Origin of the sequence: Enterococcus casseliflavus (assembly GCF_029215545.1) — a bacterium.
Taxonomy (GTDB): Bacteria; Bacillota; Bacilli; order Lactobacillales; family Enterococcaceae; genus Enterococcus_D; species Enterococcus_D casseliflavus.
In genome coordinates this window covers 1617531-1637270 of record NZ_CP119393.1, presented here as the reverse complement: position 1 = coordinate 1637270, position 19740 = coordinate 1617531, and the positions used below count along the sequence as shown (strand labels likewise).

General features: G+C 42.7%; 17 protein-coding genes. 5 read left to right on the top strand and 12 right to left on the bottom strand.

What is annotated here, in order from left to right; genetic code table 11:
* Positions 1-47 precede the first annotated feature (47 nt).
* From P0G38_RS07935 to P0G38_RS07925, 3 genes are all read right to left on the bottom strand, one after another.
* Entirely contained in the window at positions 48-2546 is a 2499-nt protein-coding gene (locus tag P0G38_RS07935) for an ATP-dependent DNA helicase (RefSeq protein WP_275854971.1), read from the bottom strand.
* A gap of 257 nt (positions 2547-2803) precedes the next feature.
* A complete protein-coding gene (locus P0G38_RS07930; RefSeq protein WP_275854969.1) occupies positions 2804-3340 on the bottom strand; it encodes a hypothetical protein in 537 nt (178 codons plus the stop codon).
* A gap of 280 nt (positions 3341-3620) precedes the next feature.
* Positions 3621-4034 (bottom strand): GNAT family N-acetyltransferase, encoded by a 414-nt coding sequence (locus tag P0G38_RS07925; RefSeq protein WP_275854967.1) that lies wholly within the window; start codon positions 4032-4034, stop codon positions 3621-3623.
* Between the two features lie 98 nt (positions 4035-4132).
* Between P0G38_RS07925 and P0G38_RS07920 the strand changes: the two genes are divergently transcribed.
* From P0G38_RS07920 to P0G38_RS07910, 3 genes are all read left to right on the top strand, one after another.
* Positions 4133-4753 (top strand): MBL fold metallo-hydrolase, encoded by a 621-nt coding sequence (locus P0G38_RS07920; protein WP_275854965.1) that lies wholly within the window; start codon positions 4133-4135, stop codon positions 4751-4753.
* A gap of 33 nt (positions 4754-4786) precedes the next feature.
* Positions 4787-5491 (top strand): histidine phosphatase family protein, encoded by a 705-nt coding sequence (locus P0G38_RS07915; protein ID WP_275854964.1) that lies wholly within the window; start codon positions 4787-4789, stop codon positions 5489-5491.
* A 148-nt stretch (positions 5492-5639) separates the two neighbouring features.
* Positions 5640-6473 (top strand): undecaprenyl-diphosphate phosphatase, encoded by an 834-nt coding sequence (locus tag P0G38_RS07910; protein ID WP_005230172.1) that lies wholly within the window; start codon positions 5640-5642, stop codon positions 6471-6473.
* A gap of 76 nt (positions 6474-6549) precedes the next feature.
* Here the strand turns inward: P0G38_RS07910 and P0G38_RS07905 are convergent, their stop codons facing one another.
* Both P0G38_RS07905 and P0G38_RS07900 read right to left on the bottom strand, forming a co-directional pair.
* Positions 6550-7173 carry a DUF47 domain-containing protein gene (locus tag P0G38_RS07905; protein WP_005230171.1) on the bottom strand — a complete coding sequence of 208 codons (624 nt, stop codon included), beginning with the start codon at positions 7171-7173 and terminating at the stop codon, positions 6550-6552.
* 12 nt (positions 7174-7185) lie between these two features.
* Entirely contained in the window at positions 7186-8241 is a 1056-nt protein-coding gene (locus tag P0G38_RS07900) for an inorganic phosphate transporter (RefSeq protein ID WP_275854961.1), read from the bottom strand.
* Between the two features lie 236 nt (positions 8242-8477).
* On the opposite strand from P0G38_RS07900, the gene rpsT reads away from it, so the two are divergent.
* Positions 8478-8732 carry a 30S ribosomal protein S20 gene (rpsT, locus tag P0G38_RS07895; RefSeq protein WP_005230162.1) on the top strand — a complete coding sequence of 85 codons (255 nt, stop codon included), beginning with the start codon at positions 8478-8480 and terminating at the stop codon, positions 8730-8732.
* Positions 8733-8784: 52 nt separating this feature from the next.
* Here rpsT and holA read toward each other — a convergent pair whose 3' ends face one another.
* From holA to P0G38_RS07865, 6 genes are all read right to left on the bottom strand, one after another.
* Positions 8785-9804 (bottom strand): DNA polymerase III subunit delta, encoded by a 1020-nt coding sequence (gene holA, locus P0G38_RS07890; protein ID WP_034869424.1) that lies wholly within the window; start codon positions 9802-9804, stop codon positions 8785-8787.
* A 31-nt stretch (positions 9805-9835) separates the two neighbouring features.
* Positions 9836-12079: a DNA internalization-related competence protein ComEC/Rec2 gene (locus tag P0G38_RS07885; protein ID WP_275854958.1), complete on the bottom strand. Its 2244-nt coding sequence runs from the start codon at positions 12077-12079 to the stop codon at positions 9836-9838.
* Positions 12051-12548 carry a ComE operon protein 2 gene (locus tag P0G38_RS07880; protein WP_275854956.1) on the bottom strand — a complete coding sequence of 166 codons (498 nt, stop codon included), beginning with the start codon at positions 12546-12548 and terminating at the stop codon, positions 12051-12053. The genes P0G38_RS07885 and P0G38_RS07880 overlap by 29 nt, the downstream gene beginning before the upstream one ends.
* Positions 12549-12641: 93 nt before the next feature.
* A complete protein-coding gene (locus P0G38_RS07875) occupies positions 12642-13283 on the bottom strand; it encodes a helix-hairpin-helix domain-containing protein (protein ID WP_275854954.1) in 642 nt (213 codons plus the stop codon).
* Between the two features lie 87 nt (positions 13284-13370).
* On the bottom strand, positions 13371-15965 hold the full coding sequence (locus P0G38_RS07870; RefSeq protein WP_275854952.1) for a family 78 glycoside hydrolase catalytic domain: 2595 nt from the start codon (positions 15963-15965) through the stop codon (positions 13371-13373).
* Between the two features lie 19 nt (positions 15966-15984).
* Positions 15985-17274: a PTS sugar transporter subunit IIC gene (locus tag P0G38_RS07865; RefSeq protein ID WP_275854949.1), complete on the bottom strand. Its 1290-nt coding sequence runs from the start codon at positions 17272-17274 to the stop codon at positions 15985-15987.
* Positions 17275-17441: 167 nt separating this feature from the next.
* Here P0G38_RS07865 and P0G38_RS07860 point away from each other — a divergent pair, with 167 nt between their 5' ends.
* Entirely contained in the window at positions 17442-18467 is a 1026-nt protein-coding gene (locus P0G38_RS07860; protein ID WP_275854947.1) for an AraC family transcriptional regulator, read from the top strand.
* Between the two features lie 118 nt (positions 18468-18585).
* Here the strand turns inward: P0G38_RS07860 and P0G38_RS07855 are convergent, their stop codons facing one another.
* Positions 18586-19626 (bottom strand): CAP domain-containing protein, encoded by a 1041-nt coding sequence (locus P0G38_RS07855; protein ID WP_275854945.1) that lies wholly within the window; start codon positions 19624-19626, stop codon positions 18586-18588.
* Positions 19627-19740: the final 114 nt, after the last annotated feature.

Here is a 19740-nt window from a genome sequence, read left to right as displayed (position 1 = left end):
CAGCTTTATCTACTGATTTTGCGCAACCGCTCCTGAAAGCTCTGCTTCTAGTTTTTTTCTTGCCAAAAATGAGTCAATGCCTTTGATAACTCTTGCGGCCGACGAATCTGCAAGGCATGCTGCCAATGCAGTGGGAAAAGTTCTTGGTAACGCGGTGTCCGAAAGCGCTGATCCAGCAATAACACCACGCCGCGATCGCTGACATCCCGAATCACTCGACCGGCTGCTTGCAGGACTTTATTCATCCCTGGCAGCTGATAGGCATACGCAAAGCCAGCTGCCTTTTTCTCATCGTAATATTCCCGAATCAATTCTTGCTCGTGATTGATTTGCGGTAGTCCGACTCCTACCACTGCGGCACCGATCAAGCGATCGCCTTTTAGGTCGATCCCTTCAGAAAAAATTCCTCCAAGGACACAAAATGCCACCAATGTTTTTGATTGACTCTTTGGTTCATCTTGACTTTTATCCAGCAAGGATGATTTTTGCGAGTCAAAAGATTGAAACTGCGCAAGAAATGCCTCGCGCTCTGCTTCGTTCATAGCAGTCCCCTGAATCAAGACCTCCACCTCTGGCGCCTGCTGAGAAAATGCTGCCGCCACATCATCCAAGTAACGATAAGAGGGGAAAAAGACCATATAGTTTCCCGCTTTCGCTACGGTCATTTGCTGGATTGCATCAACGATTGCAGGAATGCTGGCTTCACGTTGGCGATACGTCGTTTGGATATAGTCCGCAATAAAAATCCCCTGATTTTTCGGATCAAAAGGACTTGGCAAGCGATAACGCAAAGCTTCATCGCCGCCCCCTAATACTTCTTGATAATACGACAAAGGGGTAAAGCTCGCAGAAAACAACAGGCTGGCCTTGCCCTTATCTAACACGGATTCCAAAAACGGCGCTGGTTCGATGCAAAATTGCCTTAGTTTGATATCATAGCGGTCGATCTCCACCGTCGTTTCGTAGTGATCATCATAAAATTCACTGATCTTCAAATAATGGTTAGCTTCAAAATACACTTGCAGCACTTCTTCTTGCAATTCATGCTCAGGATTCGCTGGCAACCATTCCTTCATCAATTCAGCTAATTTGTATAGCTGATTGACCATTGTTTCATGGGGAGCTGCTTGATGGTGGTATGACCATCCTTCCTCTTTTGCTAATTGGGCTAAAGCCGCAAATTCTTTATCAACTCTGTTTAGTGCGCGTTTTAATTTCTGTTGATCCTTCGGCAGCTTCTTCTTTAATTCCTTAAATGGCTGTCGGGAGATCGTTGCAGAATACATTTCTTTAGAACGATTAACTAAGTTATGGGCTTCATCCACTAAAAAGAAATACTCTTCGTCTGGCTCTTCAAAAAATCTCCGTAAATAAACGGTTGGATCAAACAAATAATTATAATCACCAATAATGACATCGCAAAAGACACTGACATCCAGTGAAAGCTCAAAGGGACAAACCGTATGCTTCATTCCATAAGTCTCGATCACTTCTCGGGTTATTTGGTTTTCGTGATGCAACAGATCCCACAAAGCTTCGTTGATTCGATTGTAATAACCTTGTGCATAAGGACAATGCTCTGGCGTACAATTTCGTTCATCCAGAAAGCAAATTTTATCTTTGGCAGTGATCGTGACACTCTTGGTTTCACTACCGTTGTCTGCTAACTTGCTCAGCGCATCTTCAGCCACTTGTCTGGTGATCGTCTTCGCCGTCAGATAAAAGACCCGATCTGCCCCTTCTTCCCCGAGAACTTTTAATGCGGGAAACAGCGTTGACATGGTTTTTCCAGTTCCCGTTGGCGCTTCCGCAAAAAGTCGCTTGCCATTTTTAAGTGTTTTATACGCCGCTGCTGCTAACTCTCGCTGCCCTTTGCGAAAGGTTTCAAAGGGAAAAGACAGCAGCTGCAAAGACGTATTGCGGACACGGCGCCAATTCTCTTGAAAAACTAACCATTTATGATATTCCTGAAGTAATTCTTCATAAAAAACAGCTAATTCTGACAACTGAAATGTTCTTCTCGTACGGGTGGTCAGCTTTTCAGTGGTTTGATAATAAGTCAATTGCACGGCGATCCGATCGATGGGTCTCCTCGGATCATTTTCTCCTTCAGCAGTAGCTTCTGCTTCTGCTTCTGGTTTCTCTTGTTTTCCACTGTCATTAAGCGCTGCTTGTTCATTTTCTTGTAGTAAAAACAAATAAGCATAAACCATTCCCTGGGCAAAAAACAAATCGATTTGATCTTCAGGGATATCTTCGAAAGCTGGTTCTGAAGTTTTGATCTCATCGATCACCCAAGAATTAACAGCTGCATCAAAAAAGAGACCATCGGCACGTCCTTCGACAGTGATCGAATCTTTCCCAATTTGGCTTTCTCGTTTGAAAAAGACTTCTTTTTGATACGCATCCCCAGCCTCTTTTTGTAGTTGGCGATGGATACGGGCGCCTTCTTGTGCGGTATGATTACTGACTTTGCGGCTATCAATATCGCCTCTGCGCAAAATAAATTCTACGATTTTTCTAACCGCAACTTTTCCTTTATACACGTGTTCACCTTCTCGTTTGCCATTATAGCGGATAGATCACTTTTGGAAAAGCGAACAGAAACAGCTTTTCATCCTCTGCGGAGAGTATCCTATCCAAACAGATTTGATCTCTAAAAAAATCACTTGTGGCAAAATGCCTTCTCATCAGGTAATCAACGCCATTTCCACTTCCAGAAAATAGGTTTGACGAAAGGTTACCAAAAAAACCTACTCTACTCACCTAAGCAAGTAAAGCAGGAATATGTTTTTAAGAAAATTTATTGATCGACCTGAATGTCATAGCTAACGCCATTTTGATCATAGGCCTTCTGATTATTAGGATCTAAGGTGAACTCAAAGGTTCGCCCATCTGCCATGATCGTCAAACGTTTTCCTTCGACGATGTATGAGGCATCTTGATAGGTGATCTCATAAATTTGATAAGGATCGTTGGACAACTGTACCTCTGAATGGGAAAAATGACGCTGAAAATCACTTTCGATTTGTCCTTCATACAAGGCAACATCACTAGCGCTGGCTGAACTATCTTCTAAGTCTGCCATCGGCAAATACTGCTTAACGATCGTCAACTCATTCTCATGGAAATCATAAACCCCTTGACTTTGCGGAAAGATGACACTCTCATCTTGGATCAACATCAAATCAAGGTCGCCATTTTCAACTGCTTTGGAGGCGGAAGTACCGGTTTCAGAAACTTCTTTCGAATCATCGACGGATAGCTCTTCCTCACCACAGCTCGCTAAAAGAAGCACAGCAAAGCATACAGTGAAAAAGAATTGGAGCGATTTTTTCATAAAAAACACCTTCTTACAAAAAGTTGATGTATACCAATCAAAACGAACACAAGGTCCTGAACACTTACTTTCACCGAACTTAGTCACGACGAAGCTTTCTGCTGCAGGAAAAAATTAGACCAGTTTCAAACGAAACACGTGCTTTCTTATTTTAATTAGTATAACAGCAGTTTTTTGCTAATGCGGTTTCTTAGAAAAATTTTCGAATTCCCACAATAATTCTGAGCTTTTCTCTCATCAAACTATTGGTTAGCCTTATCACCTGCCTGCCAAAGGGTGGTCACAGTATCTTCACGAAATAAAGCCTATCCGTGCCAAGTACAGGTGTGTCAGAAAGCACAGCAAATTGTTCGAAGCCGACTGCTTGATAGAACTGTGGCGCTTGGTAGTCTTGGGTGGTAACTGTCACGGAACGACACCCCGCTTTTTTACCGTGATCGAAAAGTGCTTCCATCAATTGTTTCCCCACCCCTTGATTCTGATGGTTTGGATCAACTGCGAACAATTGAATATGAATCGTATTACCTGTCCGTTTCCCAATCAACCCACCAAGTTGATCGTGATTGTCAAAAAACGCAAATGAAAGCTGCTCTTGATCGGAAAAGGCACTCACTGCCTCTGTTTTTTTCGTTGAATGATTCAGCCATTGACAGATCGCCTGACGATTGTCTTCTGTGTTCATCGTTTCTATCATTAATTTTTCACTCCTAAAAACCTTTCTTTGTTTCCTCTTATACTTTAAGCTATACTTATAGTCAGACACAAGTATTTGTGATCCTAGGAGGTTTTAGCATGAAAATCATTGGTTTAGTGACAGGACCCGTTCAAGAAAATTGTTACCTTATTTGGAAAGAAGATTATTTGTTGATTATTGATCCTGGAGCAGAAGCAGCGAGATTGATCGCTGAGATCGAAAAAACAGGCGCAAAACCAGCAGCGATTTTATTGACCCACACTCATTATGACCATATCGGCGCAGTTGACCATTTGCGGGATTATTATCAGATCCCCGTTTACGTTAGTCCACTTGAGAAAGAATGGCTAAGTGATCCTATGAAAAACCTTTCTGGTCGTCATCCTGAATTAGGAACCATCACCGCACGTCCAGCAGAATTCGAGCTTGAATTGAAAGAGTACGAGATAGCTGGCATGTCCTTTAAGGTTGTTGCAACCCCAGGTCATTCCATCGGCAGCGTCAGTTTTATTTTTGACAAGTTTGTCGTTTCTGGAGACGCCTTATTTAAAGGCAGCATCGGTCGGACCGATCTACCAACTGGCAACCTTGAGCAACTGCTGACCAGCATCCAAACGCAACTTTTTGTTTTACCGAATCAGATGGCCGTTTATCCTGGCCACGGGGAACCAACAACGATCGAGATTGAGAAACGGACCAATCCGTTTTTTAACGCATAAACGAATTACGAACCAAAGGAGGAATTACTACTTATGGCAAAAACGGAATTGTATGTCGTGCGTCACGGGAAAACCATGTTCAACACATTGCAGCGTGTGCAAGGCTGGTGCGACACCCCATTGACTCGTACTGGTGAACAAGGCATCCATTATTTAGGACTCGGGTTACGAGATGTGGATTTTGTGGAAGCAGTATCCAGTGACAGCGGCCGCGCGATCGAAACGATGCGTCTGATACTGGGTGAACATGTCAGAGGACCAGAGATCCCTTATCATATCGACAAACGGATTCGTGAATGGTGCTTTGGCTCACTTGAAGGTGCCTATGATGCAGAAATGTGGGGCGTTCTGCCACGGGTTCTTGATTTTCCTGATTACGATGAGATGATTGCCAATCATGTCTCGTTTGAGGCGATCGCCAATGCGATCTATCACGCAGATACAGCCAATTGGGCGGAAACCTTTGATGTGTTGACCGAACGTGTCAAAACAGGGTTTGAAGATATCGCCTACCGCGTTGAGAAAAAAGGCGGCGGCAATGCGCTAGTTGTGTCTCATGGCTTAACGATCGCTTTTCTTTTGCATCTGATCAATGATGAGAACAATGTTCGCATGGATATTGAAAATGGCTCAGTCACTCGACTGATCTACGAAGATGGCAGCTTTACGATTGCTGAAGTGGGCAATACCGATTACATCAAAAAAGGCTTAGCACTCTCTCAAGAACTTTTATCCTAAGAGAAACCTTTGGCAGTTGATCAATTTCTTTAAGAAAGGAGCAGTTTTTGTTTTAAAAACTGCCCCCTTTTTTTAGGAAAAAGATTGGTATTCGAATCAGGAAACGGTATACTAAGAGTTGTATTTTGTCATAGAAAGGACTGAACCAATGTTTTTTACAAATTTCATAAAAGCGATTTTATTTGGGATCATTGAAGGGATCACGGAATGGCTGCCAATCAGCAGCACGGGTCACTTGATTCTAGCCGACGAATTTATCGGATTGAATGTAACTCCCGAGTTTATGACGATGTTCAATGTTGTCATACAACTGGGTGCGATTTTAGCAGTCGTCTACTTATATTTCCATAAACTAAACCCTTTTTCACCGCAGAAAAATGAGTTAGAGAAAAAAGATACATGGACGTTATGGTTTAAAGTCGTCGTGGCGGTCTTGCCATCGGTTATTATCGGATTACCGTTAGATGATTGGTTAGATGCGCACTTCTACAACTTTTTCTCCGTTTCGATCGTCTTGATCGTTTATGGGATCGGCTTTATCGTGGTGGAAAAACGCAACAAAAATAAAGCACCAAAATGTACCGATTTGAACAAGTTCACCTACAAAGCGGCATTGATCGTAGGAATGTTCCAAGTATTGGCATTGATCCCAGGAACTTCTCGTTCTGGTGCTACTATCTTAGGTGCTATCATGATCGGCGCTTCTCGTTATGTTGCTGCTGAATTTTCATTTTTCTTAGGTATTCCCACCATGTTTGGTGCCAGTGCCTTGAAAATCTTCAAGTTTTTGAAAGATGGCAATGCCTTTGATTTCCAAGGAACCGTCATCTTATTGACAGGAACCATCGTGTCATTCATCGTTTCGATCATCGCGATCCGTTTCTTGATGAACTACATCAAACGGAATGATTTTACCGTATTTGGATGGTATCGCATCGTTTTAGGAATCATTTTGATCGGCTATTGGCTGATCCAATTATAAGCAAAAAGAGCAACTCTTGGGCAGGTAACTGCCGCAATAGTTGCTCTTTTTTTTCGTTTGAATGCTCTCTAGTTCCTCACGTGTTTTTGATCACCATACCATCGATAATATCAACCGCACTTTCGGTGTCGTTGATAATCGATTCAAAGCGATCATAAATATCTTTCCATTTAATGATTTCCAGCACTTCTTTTTCATCCGTAAACAACGCTTTTTTCATTTTTGAATACAAAAGATCTGCTTCTGATTCAATCGTATTTACATCGTTGATCATTTGACGCAATGTTTTTGAATTTTTGAACTTCGGAAACTCTTTTAATGCTGTTTCGACCCCCTGTGTCGCTTGAACGATCATTTCAGCAAATAAGTTCGTCTCAGGGCGGATCTTCGTAATGACCAAATTCTCAAATAAATAAGTCAGTCCCATAATGCCATCCAAAATATCATCTAAGCGCTCAGAGATGACCAGGATGTCTTCGCGATCGATCGGTGTGATAAATGAGTCGTACAACTCATTCGTTAACTCAGCGATCACCTGATCGCCTTCCTTTTCTAATCCATGAATCTCAGCTGCCGCTTCACTTAACGCTGTTTCAGAGTAATCATTGATCAACAGCGAAAAACGTTTCGCAGCTAGATGCCCATTTGTTGCCAACTGCTCCATTGCCGCAAAATAATCAAATCCTTTTTTTCGTGCCATTACTTTCTCTCCTCACAAAATTAGCAATAAAATTTTCACCATTAGAAATGCTATCAACCCACAACCAGGAAACGTTAAAATCCAAGCATAGATCATTTCTTTAACGATGCGCCAATCAACGCTAGAAAAACGTCGAGAAGCACCTACCCCCATGATGGCAGTCGTTTTTGTATGGGTCGTTGAAACTGGGATACCAAATACGGAAGACAAGAACAAACAGATCGCAGCGGTAACATCTGCAGAAAAGCCTTGGTATTTTTCCAGTTTTACCATATCCATCCCTACTGATTTGATGATTTTCATCCCACCGACAGAAGTACCGATCCCCATGGTCAAGGAACAAAGAACCATCACCCAGAGTGGGATCGAAAAGCCATTGCCGGTCTTTTCAGCAAGATTGTTGTAGAAAAGCCCTAACATGAAGACACCCATAAATTTTTGGCCATCTTGTGCACCATGTAAGAACGCATTGGCACCAGCCGCAATGGCTTGACCAACTGTAAAAATTTTGTTGGCTTTTCGCCGTTGGGTATCACGAAAGAGCAATACGATCAGTTTCGTGATCAGAAAGCCGCCAATGAAGCCCATCAACGTAGAAACGACAAGACCGATCAAAACTTTCATCCATTCCTCGCCATTGACTGCATGTAACCCACCAAGGGCCATGGCTGCACCAGTCAGTCCTGCGATCAACGCGTGGGATTCACTGGTTGGGATCCCAAAATACCAAGCTGCGACCGTCCAAACAACAATTGAAAACAAGGCAGCGGCTAATGCGATCTGTGAGACCCGAAAACTCCCGCCTGAATCAAAAGTCACAATGTTGCTGATGGTTTCTGCAACTTGCGCATTAAAATACGTCATCACTAGCACACCTAAGAAATTCATGACGACTGCCATGCCAATGGCGATATTCGGGCGTAAGACTCTCGTGGAGACAGCGGTTGCAATAGCATTCGGCGCATCCGTCCAGCCGTTGACGAAAATCACCCCTAATGACAACACAATCGTTAGAAACAAAGCGATATTCACATAGATTCCCCCATTTAAAAATTCCGAAGTAATCATAGCATAGAAAGCTGTTTCTGTGTAAACTTTTTATAACTATTCAGTAAAAAATGTGTAAAGAAGCATTTTTAAAATCCATAAAGCAAAAATTAGCACGGCCAAAAAACAAATTTTTGTGTTAAGTAAAATTTCTTTACAACTTTTATTGCAATCACTCTTGGCATTAGGTATAATGACTAGTGTTGATTTATACGTTTTCTAAACGTAATTGAACTTTTTTTTCGGAGGTGAAATACATGCCAAACATTGAATCTGCAATCAAACGTGTTCGCACAAGCGAAGCGGCTAATGCTAAGAATTCATCTCAAGTAAGCACAATGCGTACAGCAATCAAAAAATTTGATCAAGCTGTTGAAGCTGGTGCTGATAACGTAGATGCGTTATATAAAGATGCTGTTAAAGCAATCGATATGGCTGAGACTAAAGGATTGATCCACAAGAACAAAGCTAGTCGCGACAAATCTCGTTTAAGTAAAAAAATTGCAAAATAAGCAAATTAAGAAAGGCGCAGCAATCATCGATTGCTGCGCCTTTCTTTTTGACTTACTGTTTGCCATGTTTTAAAACAAATAGCTGGAACAAATACTCTTTGTCCATCTGACCACTTTTCACTAAGTAATCATTTTCGATCAATTCACTATATAGTGCCGCTAATTGCTTTTCTCCAAACCCCCGAGCTTGCTGCATCGCTAACTTCACTCGGTACGGATGAATCCCCAACGTTTCTGCGATATTGGCTTGCTGGTAGCCAATTTTCATCAAAATCGCCGCCTGTAACAGCAGACGGACTTGGCTGATCAAGATAGCATTGATCTTGATCGTCTCTTCCCCTTGCAATAATAGATCGTCATACAAGCGCAACGCATCCGATACGTTCCCCTTTAAGACATCGCTGGTTAATTCAAAGACATTGTGTTCCAACGTCTTAGGGATCAACTGCAAGACGATCTCTTTCGTAATTTTATTGCCATTTCCTGCATACAGCCGTAGTTTCTGTAACTCCTGCATCGCTTTTGATAGGTGCAGATCCGTTAACCGTAAAAACAAATCAAACGCCTCTCGGCTCATTTCGATGCCATCATTTGCCAACGACTGTTGGAGATACTGACGCACGTCGGCTTCTTTCATAGGTGCGACATCAATCACAACTGCGGCTTTCTTCAACTGCTTAGTAATTTTTTTCCGTTCATCTAATTTATCGACATCTGCAAAAATCACCATTACCGATGATTCCAATGGGTCTTTGATATAATTCAAAAAATCATCTAGGTCATGCTCAGGTGCATTGCTCTTTTTTTCAGCCGTTAAGAAAAATGGCCGCTCAACGAACAGTAATCGCTGATCGCCAAAAAAAGGCAACGATTGGGCTTCTTGGATCACCATATCAAGGGGATCTTTCTCCATGTCAAAGGAAGCAAAATTCAGATCATCTTTCCCAACGGAAAAACGCTCCAAAAAGGCCGTGCGAACTTGCTCTTGTAAAAACATTTCACTGCCGATGACCAGATAAATCGATTGCAACTCCTTGGTTCGAATTGCTTGCAACGCTTTTTGTAATTCCATCGTTCCCCCCGCTTTCATTCTTATCCTACCATTAGTCAATCGGATAGTCTAGCAGCGTTTTTATCAAAAATGATTGTTGTTTTTCAGACCAAATAAATTGGATCATGCCTTGCTGATCGGTTCGCAAAACGGTCTGATTTACCAACGTTTCAAGCACCTCTTCATGAGGATGCCCGTACCGATTGTTCCGTCCACTTGAAACGATCCCGAATTGGGGATCGATTGCCGCAACAAACTCAGGTGCCGTCGAGGTTCGACTGCCATGATGCCCTAGTTTCAATACATCAACCTTTAAATTCGGATAATCATGAATCAACTTTTTTTCCCCTGCCTGTTCGAGATCGCCAGTAAACAAAAATGTTTTATCCCCTACCTTGGTTTTAATCACCATCGAATCTTCGTTTTGTCCTGCACCTGATTCTGGTGCCAATACTTGCAACTGAAGGGAATCCCCCACCACTTGGCCAACCGTCGTCCAAACAACGCTTGTCTGCTTAGGCAGTTCGTTTAAAAGCTTGGCGATGCGGTGATCTTGTTCACTTCCTGGTACAAGATATAACGTTTCAACAGGGATCGCCTTCATCAATGCTAGCGCATCTCCCATATGGTCCGTGTCGCCATGAGTTAGAAACAAACCAGTAATCTTCCTGACTCCCTCCCCTTTTAAAAAAGGAATCAATGTAGATTCCGCGGCAGCTTGTCGTTTGCGCTCTTGCCAGTTTTCTTTCGGAAAAGATAGAGAACCTCCAGTATCGATCACATAAACTTCGCGATTTTTTTCTGCCTGTAAAACGATACTATCGCCTTGACCAACGTCGACATAACTAATGGTGGGTAAAACGCGATTCTGTTGAAAGACGATTGGTACAACAAGCGAAAAACAGATCACCAGCAGCCACCGTTTCTTTTGGTAACAGAGCAGGCCAAGCAAACAACAACTAGCTGCCAATCCTGCAGGAAGGGCACCCACCGTTATCGATACGCCTCCTACAGCGCCCACGGCAACTTCCATAAGTAATAAAAGCTCTTCAAAAAGGGCAATCAGCCCACTGATGGTTGGGAAAAGCGTCCCAGCAATGAACATTAAGAAACAGGCTGGCAGCAAAACCAATTGAAAAAACGGTAAAAAGACAAACGTCAAAAAGCCCCCAAATAATGGAAATTCATAAAAGAGCGAGACAATGACAGGCGCAGCCAGCACCGTGAGGAACTGACTGCGCCAAAACCACGTCAATTTGATTGGTCGCTGCATCATTATCAGGAAGGTCATCAAAAGACTTAGTTGCCCCGATGTTTGAAGCAATACTTTGGGATCAACGAATAAAAGAGCCGTTAAGACGAGCCCATAATGATCACTTGCCGATAGCCGTTGTTGATAAAGAGTGGTCACTTGAGTAACCGACAATGCCAAGACAGCACGCCAGACACTAATGCCGCCGCCACAAATCCCAATTACGACCAAGAAAAAGACCCCCATTGGCAACAGCATTTCTTTTTGTGTAAACCCCAATCGGCAGAAGCATCCGCGAAACCACTTGAAAAATAAGACGACATGCATTCCTGAGATCGTAAAGAAATGCAATAAGCCACTAGCACGATACATTTGACGTACTTCTTGAAAGTCATGGTCTTTAAAACCAAAGAGCAACGCATTGATATAGGCTGCTGAGCGTTCAGGAAAGATTCGTTGCACAGAAGAAATAACCTCTGCTCGAACTTTTGCAAGCGAAAAGCCTGAGTCTGCTGCTTCCATTCCTACCATTTGCTCGATATGGACTGTGCCAATAATTGATCGACTGGCTAGATAGGCAGAATAGTCAAACCCGTGGCGGTTTCGTGGTTTTTCAGGAAGAGAAAAAAATCCTTTCACCAGCAGCTTTCTTCCCCAATCGGATCGATCCTGCCATTGCTGTTTTTCAGTCTCTGAAGAAATCGTGTAACGGCCAATCACTTTACCTGCGGAAGATTTTGCTTCAAACGTAAGCAGATCGCCATTGATTTTGATCGTGTCTGGCAACACATTGACTACCCCTTGATACTCACCTTCTTGTATGTTTCCAGTCCGAGAAAGAGAAACGCGGACACTTAACAGCAACAGTCCGACAAAACAAATCATGCACAAAAATGCTTGTCGTTTTAAGACAAGCATCCCGAAATAATAAAGTGCAATGAGTCCCAGTAAGATGGACTGCCGGTAGTAAGCAGTCACCGAACAAGCAAAAATAATACTAAGAAATAAAAATGAATCAGTTCTTTTTTGTTGGTTGTGCATCATTCAGCACACCAAACGAAAGTTTTTCAAAATACACCGGATCGAGTTCAACTTGGTGGACGGAAGCACCTACTTGTTGAATCAGTTCCATTGCATACTGATTGTTGCGATAGTCATTCAAATAATGGATCGTTTTGACGCCTGCTTGCAAAATTGCTTTCGTACAGGGAAGACAGGGAAAATGCGTCACATAGATTTCCGCATTGTCTGTTGACACCCCTAATTTTGCACATTGCAATAAGGCATTCATTTCTGCATGAATCGTCCGAATACAATGGTCATCGACAACATAACAGCCATCGTCAATGCAGTGTACATCGCCACTGACGGACCCGTTGTAGCCTCCAGCGATGATTCGGCGATCTTTGACTAATGTAGCGCCGACTTCAAGTCGGGAACACGTACTGCGTAAAGACAGTAATACAGCTTGTGCCATAAAATACTGGTCCCATGGAATTCTCGTATTGCTCATTCGTTTGCTCCTTTGTCATTGATTAGTTCTATTCTAATCGAATTTCTTGAATTTTCAACCGTCATTTCTTAGTATTTCTTACATTTATTTGGTTCAGTCCGCCACTGTAATCATCTCTTTCAAGGACTCAAAGGTCTTCTCTCCGATGCCTGTGATCTTTTTTAGGTCATCAATCTGTTTAAAAAAGCCATATTCTTCTCGGTAAGCGATGATTGCTTCTGCTTTTTTGGCACCCACACCTGGCAGTTCTTGCAGTTGCTGCGCATTGGCTTGATTCAGATTGATTTGTGTCACTGCTGTTTGGCTGCCACCTACTCCTGAAGCATTCATCTCCATAAACGCTTGATCCTCTTTATGAGGGACGATCACCATCTGTTGATCTTGCAGCACTTGTGCTAAGTTTATGGCTGTTTCTAACGCCTCTTCTGTCAGACCACCTGCTTGTTCGATCAATTCATACATCCGAGCACCTGATTTCAAGCGATAAATGCCCGGTTGGTGCACTTCCCCTTTGACATCGATAACGATCTCATACTCTTCATCGTGAAGACTATCTTCTTGAAGGGATCCACCTTCCCCCATTTCAGACGATTGACCTGCTGCATCTGCCATTGAATGCCAGTTTGTTTCTTTTTTTTGCGAGAACGGTACAAACCAGATGATCAGCAACACCATCAAAACAGCACCACCGACTGCAAATCGCCAATAGTCTTTGAGCAGCTTCCATTGATCCATTTTCACCACCTCATAGATGAAATACGCAAAAAGTAATCAAGGACAGAAAAAAAGTCAACACTTTCCACGTGTCGACTTTTTCACCAGCTAAGAAGTAATCGTATAGTGACAGGTAACTTTCTTTTGACTCCTCACATCCTCTATTTTCTCGCTGACTATTCTAAAACCTTTCATCTGACTGATTTCATAGCCACATGTTCGTGGCAACTCCACCGTTAAGCGAACGGTACGATCAGTCTTTTCCCAGCTTAAAGTTACTAATCCAAACGTACTTTGTAAGGAGCCTTTGACATGGGCTACAGGTACATCGAAGGCTGGTTGTATCAGTATCCCAGCGCTTGTCATCTGAATGCCTAATAAATGACGGACAAACCAATACCCATAAGAAGCAAACATGGCATGATTCAATGAACCCTCGTAAGTGGCTGAATGTTGCGGCGTTGGAAAATGTTCCATCAAAGTGCCGTTTCCGCTTGCCAGCATTGCTGCATAACTAGGTGCAGATTTCCTCGTTAACCAATCAAAAATAATATCATTATAGCCAGCTTCAGCCAGCAACTGATAACTCCATGCCATCCCGAAGATGCCGAAAGAGAAAATCCCCTCTTGCTGCTTGATCCGTTGTACTAATTTTGGCAAGATTTGTTTTTTTTCACTGAGTCCTGTTTTCATTGCAAAGATCATGCTAGACAAGGTGCCCGCACCGTATTGCTCATTTCCTTTAGAAAACTGCTGTTTGATTTGCTGTGTCGTGTACTGGATCGCTGCTGTCACTCGCTGACAATAGTCCTCGTTACCAATGATCCTCAAGTCGATCAATTCTTGGTAACGCTGTAGTAAAAGCAGATACATGCAGGCAGAGCAAAAGGACTGATCTGGCGAAGTAATGACCCCGTTTTGCTGAGTTTCATCAATTGCTCCCCAATCACCGAGGCAACACTGGGCGATATAATCAAAATCAAAAGCGAGTAAATAGTTGAGATGCCGTTCCAACTGTGGACGCAGCTTGGCAACCGCTGCTTGTTTCCCATAGGTCTTCACCAATGCCAAAGCAAGCTCTGGAACTACCAATTGCCACCCTAACGCACCACCACCATTTGATGGACCATTTGTCATGATTCCTACAAATGGCGCAGTTGCAGTCATTGCACCATCCGGTCGTTGGTCGTTGGCAAAATCCCACAACACTTTTTCCAACAACGGCGCAATCGCCAGATCTGCCATCTGTGTTGGCAATAAAGCGACGATGTCTCCGCCATATCCGAACCGCTCACGGGTGCAGTCCTCAAAATACGAGTGGATGTTGTTCAACCGCGTGGCTTGGCCAACCGCCCATAACTGATTCAAGAAGGGATCGGAGGTTTCAAGGGTTACCAACGATTTCACATCCGTATGCAGGCGATAGGCTTTGATTGCGCCCACAATCGCTTGAAGCTTGTTAGCAGGTTTCGTCTCGATCAACGCATAGCGAAAGGAATGATACGTGTAGCGATTTTCAAAAACGAACGTCCTCGCTGCCGTTTTCTCAATGATGTCTCGTTGAACGATGGGATCATCTGGCTGCTTCCCTTCATAGGGATCGTATATGCCATAAGTTCCACTGATCGTAGACGTATAATCTGGGTTGCCTTGCTCATCTAATGTTTCTGCATAGCTGATTCTGATCTGACCAATGAAATCTTTCTCAAGTGTACAAGCAAATTGACCGCTGATGATTTGACCGAAGTCAATGAGCAGTCCCGCTGCAGTTTCGGTCATTTTTTGGGGAACGATCGATTGTGTGCGCTTGATTTTAGGAATAAAGCTTGGCTTAAAACGTCCCGCGGGACCAGCAATTTGTACCGTTTTTCCTTCTGGTCGAGGATCAGGTACATCGGTAACGATTTCTCCTATATAAAGATTGTTTTGCAAATAAGGCCCAAAACTACTTTGCCACTGATTGTCTGAGTAAATGTAGCGATTCTCTCCTCCGTCATTTAACTGAAGCTCCCCCCAGAAACAAGGTTTACCAATCGCTAGTTGTTTGCGGATGTTATACCGACCTAAAATCTCAATTGGAGCAGGGTTGTACCAGCCATTCGCAAGTTCAACTTCGATCCGATTGTCTCCCTCCTGTAAAAAATCAGTTAACTCATAAGTATCATAGTAGACGACTCGATCATAGTTCGTTACATCACTGTTTAAATAAACATCTGATACGGTTTTACCATTAACAGACAAGCGATAAAAACCAAGCCCGCAGCAATCGATCACTGCATAGGAAGGACACTTTTCCAGTGTGAAGGAGCGGGACAAGCAGCTATTTTTCTCTTCTGAAAAGTAAAACCGTTCTTTTTTAATTGGATCATCTAAGCGAGTGATCCACTTGCCCATGGTTTCTTTAGGTTGCTCACGCTTTTCTATCGTGAAAAACACACTGCTGTAAACGGTGACATCGTTTCCTGCTCCTGCTGTCAATTTGACTTGATATTTTTTTCGCTGCGGATGCTGTGGTAAGTGGACCGCCATTTTATTCTCAGAAGCGGCTATGTTGGAAACGTCATACACTGCTTGCTGCTGTTCATTGAAAAGTTGCAATCGATAGCCTTGGTGATTGGTCATCGACCACTCAATAAGGACCGGATCATTTAAATCCACTGTTAATGGCTTTGTCTTCCCGTTGATGGTTATCGTTTCTTTCATACGCTGCTCCTTTCGTGGGTTATTGTGCTTCTTCAATACAGATCTGCTTATCAGCAACTTTGATAAATGGCAACCAAATCAGCGTTGCGATCACGATCAAGACGATTTGTAGCAATGCGCCCATGATACTACCAGTGACAAAATAGCCGCTAATGATCGGCGGAGTCGTCCAAGGAATTTGTGCAAGCCCTGTTGGGATCGGGACTAACCCGAAATAAAAGGCAAAGTAAGCGACGATCGTTGTGACGGCATTCGCAAAAACAAAGGGAATGAGAAAACTGAAATTCAACATTAACGGTATCCCGAACAACGCTGGTTCACCGATATTGAAAATATAAGGAACACTAGCAATTTTTCCAACCTCTTTGTACTGTTTGCTTTTTGCTACGATCAAAATAGCAATGATCGCACCGACGACCCCAATCGAGGCAAAATGATTCCGAAAGCTCATACTGATAATATTCGTTGGAATCTCTCCCGCCACTGATGCCACACGATTTTGATCTTCAAGGACTTGATGGATTGGGTCCATCACTGCTTGAATGATCGAAGTTCCATGAAGGCCAAAAAACCACAAGAATTGCTCGAAAATTTTCACAACGACCATTCCAACTAGGGAGCCACCTAACATAGTTAATGGAATCCCAACGGTCCCATTGATCAACGTCATGGCATCACTGTTAAATAAGGCTTCGATGATGAGTCGGATGACCCAAATCGTCGTGATCACAAGAAAAGATGGAATCACCGATTCGAATGGACCAGAAACAGCTGGTGGTACCGCTGCTGGCATTTTGATTTTGATTCCTTTGCCCTCAATTTTTTTATAAAGAACTGTACTAAAAATACCGACAATAATCGCTAAAAACATCGATTGCGCGCTAACGCGGGTGATATCTAAAAAAGTTCCTGCTTCCATTGCATCCAACGGTGTTAATAGTAAAAAGGAAACAAAAGCAGTTAAGACACATTGCAAAACATTTGTTTCAAGTTTTTCTGCCAGTGATTTTGCGAGGGAAATGACAACTAGCAAACCACCGATTGCGAGTGTGGCATTGTTGACATAGAGCAATTTCTCTTGCCAGACACTAGCATCTTCTGTTCGCAACACCATAGTAATAAAATCGGTCACTTGTTGGATCGGAAAAAAAGCAATAATTAAAAAGATCGACGCAATAAAGGTGAATGGCATGTAAGCTAACATTGCATCCCTAACTGAAGTAATATAAATATTCCCATTGACTTTACTTGCAAATGGACCAAGGGTACTTTGGATCTTATCCCCTAATGATGGTTTGTCGTGGTTCATGGTGATTCCCCATTTCTTTCGAATTTGCTGGTACTATTGACTATTATTATCATCCGGATTATGATAATTGATAACGCTACCATACAAGTATTATATACTATCTCTACCTGTCTTCAATGACGATACTCTACTAGTTCATTGACTATTTTTTACCTAAGGAGAAAGCGATGGATAAACAAAACATTCTGCAGCAGTTACAACAATTGACGACTACTGAAGAAATAGCCCTTAAAAAGACGCAAACCCTTCCATACAATTATGAGGATTTCAAGAAAGTCTACACTGAGAAAAATGAGCCAATTTACCAATATACCTTCGACAAACACCTTTCTCGTCTCATACGAAAACGACCGCAGGATAGCGGATTTCTTAAGACAAGCCAGCTCTTGATTTTAAAACATGCACGCTTTTCTTCTACACCTCTACATCAGCATGATTTTATCGAAATGAATTATGTTTTTTCTGGAACAGTCACGATCATGATCAATGAAAAAAAAGTGATCCTAAAGGCAGGTGACTTTTGCTTACTAGATACTGGGGTGATCCACCAAATTATCGAAACAAATCAAGACGACATTGTTATTAACTTTTTGATCAGCAAAGAGTACTTTTCCACGCAGATGCTCAGCCGGTTAGCATCCAATAGCATGATCGCCGATTTTGCCATCAATGCATTATCTGAAAGCCAAAAGCACAATCAATATCTAGTGTTTGAAACGAGTAACAACGACTATTTGATTGATGCGATTTTCGGGGTCTTGGCCCAGTTCTTCAATCCCTCCTTCGGTTCTCATGAAGTCATCCATTCCTATATGATCATTATTTTTTCCGAACTCGTTCGTAACTTCCAGGAAAAACAACGGATCGAGTCGCAAAAAAGTGACCAACTGTACCTCGGAGAAGTGTTGGACTATCTGGAGAAACATTTCGCTACTTGCACACTAGCTTCGGTTGCGGATGCATTTGGATACAACCCGAGCTATTTGAGTCGCCGTATCAGTCAGCAGCTTGGTCGATCCTTTGTGACGATCCTTCAAGAATTAAAACTCAATCAAGCCAGTTTATTGTTGAGAAACTCTTCCCTACCTGTGGAACAAATCGCACACCAAGTCGGCTATAAAAATGTCTCATTCTTCTATAAGCTGTTTCAAAAGAAGTATCAGTGCTCTCCTCATGCCTACCGTCAAAACTAAATAATACTGATGCACACCATTTTATCGACAAAAAAACACTGCTCACTTGATGCTGCTAACGCAGCAATCTCAAATGAGCAGTGTTTTTTAACTAATCAGTTTCAAGCAATTCAGGAATTTACGACGCCGATCCTCGGTGATACAACGTTGTATAATATGGCTGTTCGCTGGTATCGATCGCAATACCGATCCCGAGAAATTGATACTCATCGTTTAGAATCGTTGCCCGATGTCCCTCTGAATTCATTAAACCTTGATGGGCGTAAATACTGCTGGCCTGGCCAAATGCCAAATTCTCCCCTGCAGCAGTGAAACTGATCCCGTCTTCTTGCATCCGATCAAATGGAGTCGATCCATCTAACCCGATATGGTCAAAGTATCGATGTTCTGCCATGTCTTGGCTATGCTTCACGGCAGTCTCACTGGTTGCTTCGCTGAAACCAAGGGGTGACAAACCAAATTTCACTCGGGTGGCATTTGTTAATTCAAATAACTGTGTTCGTAAGCCGCTTAAAATGGCGGCTTGATTTTGGCGAAAATCATTCGCATGGCGTGTTTCTAGGGAGCGATTGATGATTTGGATCGCAGTCACTGTATCTTCGGCATGAACATCATAGAAAAAAGTAATCAATTGATCGTCTTGCAAGAACAGATCATAGTCGGCATCCGAATCGATGCGATACCGTCGTGATCCTCGTTGTAGACTTTCTTGACGCGTCCCCATCTGATTACGAACGCTTGCTTTTGAAGACCCGATACCTAGCGTGTCATCGATAAGAATCGTGTCTTGATTCGTATAGATCCCTTGCGAAATATCATGTTCATCATACATCACCATCATGAAGTTACGAAAATCATCGTGATAGGAAGTCCAGTTCAGTCCATACCTATTCGCTGATTCATTGATCGCTTCTCCAAAGGTTTCTTCGATCACTTGTCGTGATTCATTATATAAATATGTCTGGGCAGGTGTTTCTGCCGCTGGCCTGGCTGAAGTGTCTTGTGAAGGAGAAAATTGGGACGAGAGAGATTGAGTGATCTCGTTGAGTCGGGCATCCCGAAATGCCAAGCGCCCGTCTTGCCATGTAATCATCTGGCTTACAAAATAAAGAAGCCCGATGAGAAAAATGCTTTTGATTAAGAATTTTATTTTTTTCATATGACACCTCCGTCAATGAATCATTATGTGTTAGCTGTAGCGCGATCGTTTATCCACTCATTCATCCCTAGATTGGATCGCTGATAACCCGTCCTGCCTTTTCTAAAGACTATC